Below are 11,337 nucleotides of genomic sequence, written 5' to 3'. Positions count from 1 at the left end.
GGGCGCCCCCGGTGGCCGGGCCGACCCCCGGGGGGGCCCCGGGGGCCGGGGGGGGGGGGGGCGGGGGGGGGGGGGCCCCCCCCCACCACCGAAAGGGGTGAACCGTCGTAACTTTCCCGCCCCCGTAGCGTTCCGTCGCGCTATAGAGGTGGTCGATTACCCAACGTCAGGCCGCGGCCGACTCCGCGCGAGCCGCGCGGCGGACCGCCGCGAGCGCCGGGTCGAGGACCGGCACGGCCGCCAGGAGCTGCTTGGTGTACGGGTCACGGGGCTCTCCGTACACCTGCTCCACCGGGCCCTCCTCGACGATCCGGCCGTGGCGCATGACGGCCACCCGGTCGCTGACCTGGCGCACGACCGCGAGATCGTGCGCGATGAAGACCAGCGCGAGTCCCAGTTCCTCCTGGAGCCCGGCCAGCAGCGCGGTCACCTGGGCCTGGGTCGTCACGTCGAGGGCGGAGACCGCCTCGTCGCAGACGATCAGCCTCGGTTCGGCGGCCAGCGCCCGAGCGATCCCGACGCGTTGGCGCTGTCCGCCGCTGAACTCGTGGGGATAGCGGTCGTACTGCTCCGGGTCGAGCCCGACGCGCTCCAGCAGGTCCCGGACGCGCGCCCTGATCGCACCCTCGTCACGCTGCCCGCGCGCCCTCAGCGGGTCCGCGACCGACTCACCCACGGAGCGGCGCGGGTTGAGCGAGGAGACCGGGTCCTGGAAGACCATCTGCACCCGGTCGACCCGGGTGAGACTGCCGGAGGTGGGCTCCAGCAGGCCGACGAGCATCCGCCCGAGGGTGGTCTTGCCGCTGCCGCTCTCCCCGACGATGCCGAGCGTCTCGCCGTGGCGGACGGTGAGGGAGACCCCGTCGACGGCGGTCAGAGCGGACTTTCCCCGGCCGAACACCTGTCGCACACCGTCGGCCTCGACGAGCACCTCGGCCCGGTCGGGGACCGCGCGCCCTGCCGCGCCGGCCGGGCCTCCCGGCCCGGGAGCGATGCGCGGCACCGCCGACAGCAGCGCCTTGGTGTAGGGCTCGCGCGGGGCGCCGAGGACCTGGGCCACCGGCCCCCGTTCCACCGCGAGGCCGGACCGCATCACCAGCACGTCGTCCACGGACTCCGCCGCCACGCCCACGTCATGGGTGACCAGCAGCAGCCCCATGCCCGTCTCGCGGCGCAGCTCGTGCAGCAGGTCCAGGATCTGGGCCTGGACGGTGACATCGAGCGCGGTCGTCGGCTCGTCCGCGATCAGCAGCTTCGGCTCGCAGGCCAGCGCCATCGCGATCAGCGCCCGTTGCCGCATCCCGCCGGAGAACTCGTGCGGCCGGGAGCGGGAGCGGCGTACCGCGTCCGGGATGCCGACCCGGTCCAGCACCTCGACGGCCCTGGTCCGGGCCGCCCGCCGGGGGACCCGGTGGTGGACGCGGTACACCTGGGCGATCTGGTCCCCGACGGCGTAGTACGGGTCCAGCGAGGACAGCGGGTCCTGGAAGACCATCGCGGCCTTCGCCCCGCGCAGCCCGCGCAGTGCGGCGTCGTCTGCGGTGTGGACGTCCACACCGGCGACCCTCACAGAGCCGCCGACCCTGGCGCCGGTCCCCCGGTGCAGTCCGAGCAGGGCGTACGCGGAGGCGCTCTTGCCGGAGCCGGACTCACCGACGACGCCGAGCGCGCCGCCCGCCTCCAGCGAGAACGACAGTCCGCGCACCGCGTGCACGTCGCCGAACGAGATCGAGAGATCGGTGACCTCGACGAGACTCATGACAGCACCACCCGTCGGTCGGCCATCGCCTGGAGGATGTCCGCGACGGCATTGGCGAGGACGACGAAGAACCCGGTGACGAGCACCAGACCGACGACGACCGGGAGGTCCACGTTCCGTACGGCTGCGACGAGTTCGCGGCCGACGCCCGGGATCCCGAAGAGGGACTCGGTGAGCACGGCGCCGCCGAACATCGAGCCGATGTCCAGTGCGCCGAGCGCGATCACCGGCGCGAGCGCACCGCGCAGCGCGTGCCGTCCGACGATCACCCGCTCGCTGACCCCGTACGCCCTGAAGGTGCGCACATGGTCCTCGGCGAGCGTCTCCAGCATCGAGGCCCGGGTCATCCGGGCGTACGGGGCCGCGGAGACGAGGGCCAGGGAGACCCAGGGCAGCAGCAGGTTCCAGGCCCACTGCTCCGGGTCCTCGGTGAAGGGGACGTAGTCCGGGAACGGCAGGATCTGGAGCGCCGTGACGCAGATGATGATGAGCAGCAGGCCGATCACGAAGACCGGTGTGGCCATGCCGGCCAGGGTGATCCCGGTGAGGACGCGCTCGGTGGCGCGGCCGCGCCGCCACACCGAGAGCACTCCGGTGCCGACCCCGAGCACCATCCACAGCACGAAGGCGCCGACGGCGAGCGAGGCGGTGGCCGGCAGCTTGGCGACGATCAGCTGGGTGACCTGCTGGCCGCTCTGGTACGAGAGTCCGAGGCAGGGGGCCTGGCAGTGCACCACACCGGTTCCGGTGGAGTAGTCGCGGCCGGCGACCAGGCTCTGGAGGAAGTGCGCGTACTGCACGTACACCGGGTCGTCGAGCCGCAGTTGTTCGCTGACCTGGGCGACCTGCGCGGGCGAGCAGCGCGGGCCGCAGGCGATCTGCGCGACGTTGCCCGGTGCCACGTAGAACGCGGCGTAGACGACGAGACTGAGGGCGAGCAGGACGAAGAGCGCCCCGCCGAGGCGCCGCAGCAGGAACCACGTCATGCTCCGGCCTCCTTCTTGGCGCCGGTGCCGATTCGCAGCCGGGAGGCGGCGCGCGGGTCGAGCGCGGTGCGCACGCCCTCGCCGAGGACGGTGAGGGCCAGCACGGTGACGAAGAGCAGCCCGGCCGGGATCAGCAGATAGGTGGGCGCGGCCTGGTACCAGGTGTCGGCGTCGCTGAGCATCTGTCCCCAGGACGGTGTGGGCGGCTTGATGCCGACGCCGAGGAAGGACAGGGCGGCCTCGACGACGATGTTGGCGGGGAAGAGCAGGACGGCGTACGTGATGACGGGCGCCGCCAGCGCGGGCAGCAGTTCGCGCCGGGCGATCTGCCAGGACCCCCAGCCGCTGAGCCGGGCGGCCGCGACGTGGTCGAGCGATTTCAGCGCGAGTGTCCTGGCGCGCACGATCTTCGAGATGTGGGTCCAGCCGACCAGGCCGACGAGCAGCGCGATCAGCACCGGGCGCGGGAATCCGGCCGGGACGACGGCGAGGGCGCCGAGGGCGGCCACCATGACCGGCAGGGCGACCATGACATCGGTGATCCGGCTGAACACCTGGTCGACGAAGCGGTTGCCGAGACCGGCCGCGAGGCCGGTGAGGACGCCGATGACGACCTGGAGCACGGTCGCGCCGAGCGCGACACCGAGGGAGACCCGGGCGCCGTACACGACGCGGGCGAAGAGGTCGCGTCCGGTGAGCGGTTCCACGCCGAGCCAGTGCTGGGCGCTGATCCCGCCGAAGGAGCCGAGCGGCACCCCGCCGGTGGCGGAGTCGACGAGATCCGGGTGGTACGTGGTGGGGTTCTGGCCCTCGATGCCCGCGAGCAGCGGTGCGGCGAGCGCGGTCAGGACCAGCAGGGCGACGACGACGGCGGCCACGAGGGCCGAGCGCCGGGTGCGCAGCCGACGCCAGAACGGATGGGCCCCGGGGGCGGGGGCCGCGACGGCCTCCGCGCCCTCGGCCGGCAGTGCTTCGGTCATCGCTACTTGACCGCGACCTGCGAGATGTCGAGCACGCCGGTCCAGTCGCTGATCACGACGTTCTTCACGGACTCGCCGTACAGGCGCTTGTAGACCGGGTGGAACAGCGGCACGGTCAGTGCCTGCTCGCCGACCTTCTTGTCGAGCGCGCCCCAGCGCTTGGCGGCGGCGCTCAGGTCGGTCAGCTTGTTGATCTCGTCGATCTCCTTGTTGACGGCGGAGTCGTTGAGCTGGGCGGAGTTGAAGTTGTAGCCGGCCTTGACGATCTGGCGTCCGTCGAAGATCGGGGCGAAGAAGGGTCCGCCGGAGGGCCAGTCGGCACCCCAGCCGCCGAGGAAGAAGCCGGGCTCGGTCTTCACGTTGTAGACGGTGTCCGAGTAGGCGTTGGACTCCAGGCCGCGGAGCTTGACGGTGATCCCGGCCTTCTTCAGCGCCTCCTGGAGCGCGGTGGCGATCTCCGGGCTGGTCGCGAAGTTCTTCTCGTTGTTGTGCGTCAGCGTGACGGTCAGCCCCTTGGGGTAACCGGCCTCCTTCAGCAGTTCCTTCGCCTTGGCCGCGTTGCCCGTCCTGCCGGCCGGGAAGGCGTCGTACGGCGTGTAGCCGAACGAGGCCTGGTCGGGCAGGAAGGTGGTGGCGGGCTCGGCGAGCGAGGAGCCGCCCGCGGCGTTGACGACGGAGCTGCGGTCGACGGCGTAGGAGATCGCCTGGCGCACCTTCGGGTCGTCGAACGGCTTCACCTTCGGGTTGAAGGCGATGTAGTTGGTGTAGCCGAAGTGGCCGGTGCCGACCCGGGCCGCGAGCTTCTTGTCACCGCTGACCTTGGCGAGCTCGGCCGGGCCGAGGTTGGTGTCGGTGGTGACGGCGGCGGAGTCGGCGCCCTGCGAGGCGGACAGCCGCTGGTTGATGACGGCGGAGTCGAGCCCGGAGCGGACGTCGATCCGGTCGGGGTAGGCCTTGCGCTCCTCGTCGGTGGCGGCCGACCAGTGGGGGTTGCGCTCCAGGGTGAGGCGCTCGCCGTCGCCCTCGTTCTTGACGACCTTGTACGGGCCGGAGGAGAGCGGGTGCTCCTCGTACTTCGTGCCGGTGTCCTTGGCCTTCGGTACGGGAGTGGTCTGGGTCTGGGTGGCCAGGAAGGGGAACTCGCCCTCGGGCTTGTTGAGGTGGAAGACGATCGTCTTCGCGTCGGGCGTCTCGATCGAGTCGAGGCCCTTCTTGTCCTTGTACGGCCCCTGGTAGCCGGCCCCGCCGATCAGCCAGTCGCGCAGGTAGGGCGCGCCGCCGGACAGTTCGGCGGCGAACGAGCGCTCGATGCCGTACTTGATGTCGGCGCTCGTGATCGCGCTGCCGTCCTCGTACTTGAGGTTGTCCTTGAGCGTGTACGTCCAGACGGTGGCGTTCTTGCTGGGTGTGCCCAGGTCGGTCGCCAGGTCGGGGACGACCTTCGAGCCGGCCGCGCCGTCCTCGCGGTTGCGGGTGGTGAGGGTGCGGAAGACGAGCGAGGGGACGTTGCCGCCGCCGGAGGTGTAGAGCCGGGCGGGGTCGAAGTCCTCCTGCGGGGCGCTGTTGAGGACGGTGAGCGTGCCGCCCTTCCGGGGCGCGCCCGCCGCGCCGGAGCTGCCGTCGCTGCCCTTGCTGCTGTCCTCGGGCCCGCAGGCCGCGGCACCCGCGGCCACGACGAGTACTGCGGCGGCCGCTGCTGCGCGGCGCGATATGACGGACGGTTGACGCATCGGAAGGTGACCTCTCGGAGAACTGCCTGAATGAAGGAAACAGAAGCGAATCCGTGCAGGCGGCGACGAGGGGCATGTGCACACGACCGGTCGGTACAGGGACCGGAGCACTGGAACTGCCGCGCCTGCGGACGGAGTACGCCCGGTGCGGCAGCCGTGGAGATCCGTCCGGGCCATCAGGCTCGGAGGAGGGGGCCGACGCGCACTCGGGCAGGCGTCAGCAACAGTCGACGTCGGCGACGCTGTGCCCGGTCACACCGATGAGCGCCAGCTCAATGGCGGCGCGATCGGAGGTGACGAGGCTGCGTGACATGCCGAGAAATATGGGCCGACGACCTGCCCGATGTCAACGCGATATGAGACGACGGTCTCACCATTCGGACAGATGGCCCGCGAGGCCGCCCCCGCGGGCCGGGGCACCGGCCCGCGGCCGCCGGTCCCGCGACCGCTCGCGCGGACGCGGACCGGTCTCAACCGGGCGGATACACCCAGGCGTTGGCGAGGCACTTGATGCCGTTGATGTTCAGTGACTTGGTCTGCTGCTGCATCACCGGAGCGAGCTTGCCGGCCGTGCCGCAGCTCACATGGTTGTGCCCCAGCCGGTGGCCCACCTCGTGGTTGATCAGCATCTGGCGGTAGGAGTAGAGCTTGTCCGGCCCGAAGGTGGACGACCCCTGGGCCCAGCGATAGGCGTTGATCATCACGCGCTCGGTGGCGGCGGAGTCGCAGGAGACGTTGTCCTGCGTCGTGTCCAGCCCCGACTTCTCGCACCAGACACCGGTGGTTCCCGGACTGGCCAGCGTGATCACGAAATCCGGATCGCCGGTGGAAATCCGTTCGAAGGTCATCTCGCCGTCGTGCGCCCAACTGCGTTCATCATTAAGGGTTTTCTGGACCGCCTCGGCAAAGAGGGCGGAGTCGAGCCCGAGCCCCTTCTCGACATCGATCCGGTAGCGGTACTTGTGCCCCTTGCCCGGAGCCTTCGCCGCACCGGGTACGACCTCGAATTTCCCCGAAGCCTTGAGCTTCGGCGCCAGCGGATAGGCCTTGGCCATTTTCTGCTCGTACGAAAGGGGCTTGACCGCCGCCTTGGGGGCGGGGGTCTTCCTGCTGTCCGAGCGGGAGGCGTCGTCGGTGCCGTCCCGGCCGACGCCCGCGGCCTGGGCGGCACCGCCGGTCCGGCGGCCGCTGTCGTGCGTCACCTGGCCCGCCACGACCACCGCGAGCACGGTCGTCACCGCGGCGGCCGCGATACCGGTGAACGTGCGGCCCCTGCCGCCCCTGGACTCCTTGGGCGCGCCGTCGCCATCGGCCGGCGGCCGTTCGTCCCGGTCACTGACGGGGCTGTTCGGACCGGTGGGAGCGGCCGGCTCCGGGGCCGGGCCACGGGACGGCCGGCCGGCCGGGGCGTCGAAGGCCTCGACGAACTCCTTCCGCGGTCCCGGTATCAACGGCTTGGTGCCGGTCCCCTGCGCGTTCCGCGGTGTCTGCGGACGCGCGGGCGCCGACCCCTGGACACCGATGCGGCCGGGTCCGCCGCGCGGCGGGCCCGGCCGCTCCATCGACCCGGTGCCCCAGCCACCACCGGGTTCACGCTGTTCGGGGTGGCCGCCGCGCACCTGGGGCGTGCCCTGGAACGGGGTGTGGCCGCCGGTGCCCGGTGGCACCTCGCCCGGCCGTCTGCGCCGGCCGCTGCCGGCCTCGGGCCCGGCGCCCTCGCGCTCGGCGCCCTCGCGCTCGGCGCCCTCGCCCAGGACGCCCGCGTCCGCCGGGGCGGTCCCGGCCTCGGGCGCCTTGGGCGCAGCGCCTTTTCGACTGTGTCGTCCCACGCCCCGGATCAGCTCCCGCCGTATTCGTCGAGCAGTTCCCGGAACGCCTGGGCGACCGCCTCCGGGTACTCCATCATCGCCACGTGCCCCGCGTCGGGCAGCGTCAGCAGCCGCGAGTCACGGAAGGCCGCGGACGCCCTGCGTGCCATCCGGTACGAGACGAGCCGGTCCCGTCCGCCGTACACGAGCTGCGTCGGTGCGAGCACACGCTCGGCCTGACGCCACAGTCCGTGCTGGCCGCCCAGCGTGTACGCATCGACGATGCCACGTGCCGAGCGCGCCATGGCGTCCCAGAAGTACGGCAGTTCGAGCCGTCGCTCCATTTCGGCCACGGCCGCACGGAAGCCCGTCTCCGAGACGCGTGCCGGATCGCCGTAACAGAGTGCCATGACTCCGCGGGTGCGTTCTTCCGCGCTCCAGTCGCGGGTCATCCGGTTGAACAGTGACACGAGCCCCGGGACGGCGAGCAGCGCGGTCGGCGCGGCCGACCACTGCACCCGGATCTCGGGGAGCGCGGGCGAGATCAGGGTGAGCGTGCGCACCAGGTCGGGGCGGACCGCCGCGACCCTGGTCGCCACCGCACCGCCGAGGGAGTTGCCGAACAGGTGGACGGGCCCGCGCTCCCCCGCGTCCAGGAAGCGGATCACCGCGCGGGCGTGACCGGTGACGGAGTAGTTGCCGTCGTCCGGCGGCGGGGAGTCCCCGAAGCCGGGCAGATCCACGGCCTCGCCGTCCAGCACGTCCTGGAGGAGCGGCATCAGCGCCGACCAGTTCTGCGAGGAGCCGCCGAGCCCGTGCACATAGAGGGCGGGGTCCAGGCCCTTCCGCTCCGGAGGCCGCGAACGGACGGACAGCGTGAGTCCGGCCAGCGTGACGGAGCGGAGTCTCTCGCCCTCCGCAACCCTGACGGCGCCCACCGTGGGGGCCACCGCTGCGGCGGCGGCACGGACTCCCGGCAGCTCGGTCGAAGACATGCGGCAATGTTACGAGACGATCACACCGCGATTCATGTGTTCGCCGTCACACATCGCGTCGCGGCATCGGGACCTTGCTCCTAGGCTCGGAGCAAAGGAAGGGAGTGCCCATGACGGTCGACCCCAGTGACCCGGAGACTTTCGAGGACGTCCAGCCGGACGAACCCGACCAGGAGACACCCGAGGCGGACGCCGCCGAGCAGCAGGCGGAGCTGCGCCCCGAGAGCGACGAACCGCTGACGGATCTGGACCGGAACCGCGCGAATGAGGCGGATGCCGCGGAACAGGCCCGCGTCGTCACCCACGACGAGGACGATTACCGCTGATACGTCCGGCTATCCGGCACAGGTTCAGAGAATCTGTGGCTACCGCAGTCGTCCGGTCCGTGAAATTCTGCGTCCGCGCCGCGCATACCCGGGTTACCCGAAAGTACGATGGAGGTATGGCGCAGCGAGCACGGAACAGCTGGGTCGGATCACGAATTTGGGAGGCGGCGTGACAGCCATCGAGCAGACCGAGGCGGCGCGCCCGCGGGGCACTCGCCTGCCGCGTCGCGCCCGACGCAATCAGCTCCTGGGCGCCGCCCAGGAGGTCTTCGTCGCACAGGGCTACCACTCCGCAGCGATGGACGACATCGCGGAGCGGGCCGGGGTCAGCAAGCCGGTGCTCTACCAGCACTTCCCGGGCAAGCTGGAGCTCTATCTGGCCCTGCTCGACCAGCACTGCGAGTCGCTGCTCCAGTCGGTGCGCACGGCGCTCGCGTCGACGACCGACAACAAGCTGCGCGTGGCCGCGACGATGGACGCCTACTTCGCGTACGTCGAGGACGAGGGCGGCGCCTTCCGGCTGGTCTTCGAGTCGGACCTGACCAACGAGCCCGCCGTGCGCGAGCGGGTCGACCGGGTCTCGCTGCAGTGCGCCGAGGCGATCTCCGACGTGATCGCCGGTGACACGGGCCTGTCCAAGGAGGAGTCCATGCTGCTCGCGGTCGGCCTGGGCGGGGTGTCCCAGGTGGTCGCCCGCTACTGGCTCTCCAGCCGGTCCGCCATCCCGCGAGACACGGCGGTGCAGCTGCTCACCTCGCTGGCCTGGCGCGGCATCGCGGGCTTCCCGCTGCACGGCATCGATCAGCACTGAGCGCGGCGGCCGGCGCCCGTGTTCGCTGCGGGCGTTGCCCGCCGGTCGCTGGCCGGTCCCTTCAGCGGGCTACTGTGTGCTGCGTACGGCGCGGTTCACCGCGCAGGGACTGACCGTCGGAGGGACATAGCCGTGGAGGTCAAGATCGGGGTGCAGCACACGCCCCGGGAGATCGTTCTGGAGAGCGGGCTTTCCGCCGAAGAGGTCGAGAGCGCGGTTTCCGAGGCTCTCGCCGGCAAGGCGCAGTTGCTCAGCCTCACGGACGAGAAGGGCCGCAAGGTCCTGGTGCCGGCCGACCGGATCGCCTACGTGGAGATCGGCGAGCCCAGCACACGACGGGTGGGGTTCGGCGCGCTGTAGCGGCGCGCACGGACACAGTGACCGTGGAAGCGGCCCGGCGGGGAATCCCCCGCCGGGCCGCTTTCCGTCGTACCCCGGGGCGCGAGCCGGGCGGGGCGGCCATTGCTGTGCGGCGGCTGAGCGAAGCCTGTCCGCGGGAGGGTTGCGTTCCGCGGCCCGGGGGTAGTACCGCCTACGACCGAATTGCCCGCCCCGCACCTGCGAGGTGATCGTCTGTGATCTTGGAAACGCTGAGCTCCGTCGTGCTCGGACTCGCCCTCTCCTGGGCGGCCCTCCGCACCCTGTCCCCGCGCCTCCCATCTCCTCGGGCCGTCCTCGGCACCGGAGCGCTGGGATCCCTGTTCGGCCTGTACCTGATGCACTCGGTGCTGGGCGGCGGCCATGTGGCGGCGACGCTGATCGGCGCGGTGCTCGTCTCCGCGGTGACGGTGTCCCTGCTCATCCGGCCGCGCAGCCGCCGGCTGAGCCGGTCGGCGGCGGTCTGACGCCGCCGCCCCGGCCCCGCGCGGCGGTCCTACGCGGCAAGCCCCAGGGTGGCCATCCGCTTGGTGTGCGCCTCGGTGATCCGCGAGAACATCCGGCCGACCTCGGCCAGATCGAACCCGTCGGCCACCCCGCCCACCAGCATGGTCGACAGCGCGTCGCGGTCGGCCACCACCCGCTGGGCCTGCGAGAGTGCCTCGCCCATCAGCCGTCGCGCCCACAGCGCAAGCCGGCCGCCGAGTCGCGGGTCCGCCTCGATGGCGGCGCGGACCTTCTCGACGGCGAAGTTGCCGTGGCCCGTGTCGTCGAGCACGGCAAGCACGAGGGAGCGGGTGTCCGAGTCGAGCCGGGCCGCGACCTCGCGGTAGAAGTCACTGGCGATCGAGTCACCGACATAGGCCTTGACCAGGCCTTCCAGCCAGTCCGACGGTGCGGTCTGGCGGTGGAAGTCGTCCAGCGCCTTGGCGAACGGCTCCATCGCTCCGGTCGGATCCACCTCGATCGCCGTCAGCCGGTCGGTCAGCCGCTCGAAGTGATGGAATTCCGCGGACGCCATCTTCGCCAGCGCCGCCTTGTCACCCAGCGTCGGCGCGAGTTTCGCGTCCTCGGCGAGCCTCTCGAAGGCCGCCAGCTCCCCGTAGGCGAGTGCTCCCAGCAGGTCCACGACAGCGGCCCGGTACTGGGGTTCCGTGGACGCGGTGGCCCAGTCCTGGTCGGCGATTCGGGTGGATGCGGGGGTTTCCGTGGCGTTGTCAGGCGTCTCCATGGAGCGCAGAATAGCCCGCCCGCCGAGGGGCGGAAGGGTCCGGCCGCCGACTGCCCTCATACCGTTCCGATGAATTCGCCCAACACAGATGCGCGAATCCGGGGTACAGTGGTATTGCGCTTACTGAGCATTTTGCAACTGCTCGTGGCGCGAAATTGAATGAGGATGCCCGGTCGGTGGCCCGATCGGCTCCGACCCGACAGCCCTCCACGCGATGCGTACACCACGTACGACCGCAGATGAGGGGCCCCCTCAGCGGTACGAGCGCTCGAGCGACGGCAGTGGTCCCGCGCCACCCGGCCCATCCACGGCCGGATGAGCAACCCCGGCACG

The 11,337-nt window shown here is 71.4% G+C and carries 12 protein-coding genes; 4 read left to right on the top strand and 8 right to left on the bottom strand.

Annotated elements, in window-relative coordinates; all coding sequences use genetic code 11:
• Window positions 1-166 precede the first annotated feature (166 nt).
• The 7 genes from ACIQM0_RS05370 to ACIQM0_RS05340 all read right to left on the bottom strand — a co-directional run bounded on the left by ACIQM0_RS05370 (window position 167) and on the right by ACIQM0_RS05340 (window position 8,258).
• Window positions 167-1,759 carry a dipeptide ABC transporter ATP-binding protein gene (locus tag ACIQM0_RS05370; protein WP_401283728.1) on the bottom strand — a complete coding sequence of 531 codons (1,593 nt, stop codon included), beginning with the start codon at window positions 1,757-1,759 and terminating at the stop codon, window positions 167-169.
• A complete protein-coding gene (locus tag ACIQM0_RS05365; protein ID WP_385025391.1) occupies window positions 1,756-2,745 on the bottom strand; it encodes an ABC transporter permease in 990 nt (329 codons plus the stop codon). The genes ACIQM0_RS05370 and ACIQM0_RS05365 overlap by 4 nt, the downstream gene beginning before the upstream one ends.
• On the bottom strand, window positions 2,742-3,725 hold the full coding sequence (locus ACIQM0_RS05360) for an ABC transporter permease (RefSeq protein WP_401283726.1): 984 nt from the start codon (window positions 3,723-3,725) through the stop codon (window positions 2,742-2,744). The genes ACIQM0_RS05365 and ACIQM0_RS05360 overlap by 4 nt, the downstream gene beginning before the upstream one ends.
• Window positions 3,726-3,727: 2 nt before the next feature.
• Window positions 3,728-5,455 (bottom strand): ABC transporter substrate-binding protein, encoded by a 1,728-nt coding sequence (locus ACIQM0_RS05355; RefSeq protein WP_401283724.1) that lies wholly within the window; start codon window positions 5,453-5,455, stop codon window positions 3,728-3,730.
• Window positions 5,456-5,672: 217 nt separating this feature from the next.
• On the bottom strand, window positions 5,673-5,768 hold the full coding sequence (locus ACIQM0_RS05350) for an Ms4533A family Cys-rich leader peptide (RefSeq protein WP_323178015.1): 96 nt from the start codon (window positions 5,766-5,768) through the stop codon (window positions 5,673-5,675).
• 157 nt (window positions 5,769-5,925) lie between these two features.
• Window positions 5,926-7,284, bottom strand: coding sequence for a DUF3152 domain-containing protein (locus ACIQM0_RS05345; RefSeq protein WP_401283721.1), 1,359 nt, complete (start codon window positions 7,282-7,284; stop codon window positions 5,926-5,928).
• Window positions 7,285-7,292: 8 nt separating this feature from the next.
• Complete coding sequence (locus ACIQM0_RS05340) at window positions 7,293-8,258, bottom strand: alpha/beta fold hydrolase (RefSeq protein WP_401283719.1); 966 nt, start codon at window positions 8,256-8,258, stop codon at window positions 7,293-7,295.
• A gap of 110 nt (window positions 8,259-8,368) precedes the next feature.
• On the opposite strand from ACIQM0_RS05340, the gene ACIQM0_RS05335 reads away from it, so the two are divergent.
• From ACIQM0_RS05335 to ACIQM0_RS05320, 4 genes are all read left to right on the top strand, one after another.
• Window positions 8,369-8,584 carry a hypothetical protein gene (locus ACIQM0_RS05335; protein WP_401283718.1) on the top strand — a complete coding sequence of 72 codons (216 nt, stop codon included), beginning with the start codon at window positions 8,369-8,371 and terminating at the stop codon, window positions 8,582-8,584.
• A gap of 169 nt (window positions 8,585-8,753) precedes the next feature.
• Window positions 8,754-9,395 carry a TetR/AcrR family transcriptional regulator gene (locus ACIQM0_RS05330; protein ID WP_164398457.1) on the top strand — a complete coding sequence of 214 codons (642 nt, stop codon included), beginning with the start codon at window positions 8,754-8,756 and terminating at the stop codon, window positions 9,393-9,395.
• A gap of 132 nt (window positions 9,396-9,527) precedes the next feature.
• Complete coding sequence (locus ACIQM0_RS05325) at window positions 9,528-9,755, top strand: DUF3107 domain-containing protein (protein WP_024490505.1); 228 nt, start codon at window positions 9,528-9,530, stop codon at window positions 9,753-9,755.
• A gap of 215 nt (window positions 9,756-9,970) precedes the next feature.
• Window positions 9,971-10,240: a hypothetical protein gene (locus ACIQM0_RS05320; RefSeq protein WP_401283715.1), complete on the top strand. Its 270-nt coding sequence runs from the start codon at window positions 9,971-9,973 to the stop codon at window positions 10,238-10,240.
• A gap of 29 nt (window positions 10,241-10,269) precedes the next feature.
• Here the strand turns inward: ACIQM0_RS05320 and ACIQM0_RS05315 are convergent, their stop codons facing one another.
• Window positions 10,270-11,004, bottom strand: coding sequence for a ferritin-like fold-containing protein (locus ACIQM0_RS05315; protein WP_363031073.1), 735 nt, complete (start codon window positions 11,002-11,004; stop codon window positions 10,270-10,272).
• Window positions 11,005-11,337 lie beyond the last annotated feature (333 nt).

This window comes from Streptomyces sp. NPDC091387 (assembly GCF_044756945.1).
GTDB lineage: Bacteria > Actinomycetota > Actinomycetes > Streptomycetales > Streptomycetaceae > Streptomyces.
The sequence above is the reverse complement of the archived record's forward strand: the minus strand, read 5'-3'. Positions and strand labels throughout refer to the sequence as shown.

Bases quoted from the DNA above. Each gene is read 5' to 3' on its own strand.
- ACIQM0_RS05340 (WP_401283719.1), bottom strand. From the start codon at position 8,258: ATGTCTTCGACCGAGCTGCCGGGAGTCCGTGCCGCCGCCGCAGCGGTG.
- ACIQM0_RS05355 (WP_401283724.1), bottom strand. From the start codon at position 5,455: ATGCGTCAACCGTCCGTCATATCGCGCCGCGCAGCAGCGGCCGCCGCA.
- ACIQM0_RS05365 (WP_385025391.1), bottom strand. From the start codon at position 2,745: ATGACGTGGTTCCTGCTGCGGCGCCTCGGCGGGGCGCTCTTCGTCCTG.
- ACIQM0_RS05335 (WP_401283718.1), top strand. From the start codon at position 8,369: ATGACGGTCGACCCCAGTGACCCGGAGACTTTCGAGGACGTCCAGCCG.
- ACIQM0_RS05370 (WP_401283728.1), bottom strand. From the start codon at position 1,759: ATGAGTCTCGTCGAGGTCACCGATCTCTCGATCTCGTTCGGCGACGTG.
- ACIQM0_RS05315 (WP_363031073.1), bottom strand. From the start codon at position 11,004: ATGGAGACGCCTGACAACGCCACGGAAACCCCCGCATCCACCCGAATC.
- ACIQM0_RS05360 (WP_401283726.1), bottom strand. From the start codon at position 3,725: ATGACCGAAGCACTGCCGGCCGAGGGCGCGGAGGCCGTCGCGGCCCCC.
- ACIQM0_RS05350 (WP_323178015.1), bottom strand. From the start codon at position 5,768: ATGTCACGCAGCCTCGTCACCTCCGATCGCGCCGCCATTGAGCTGGCG.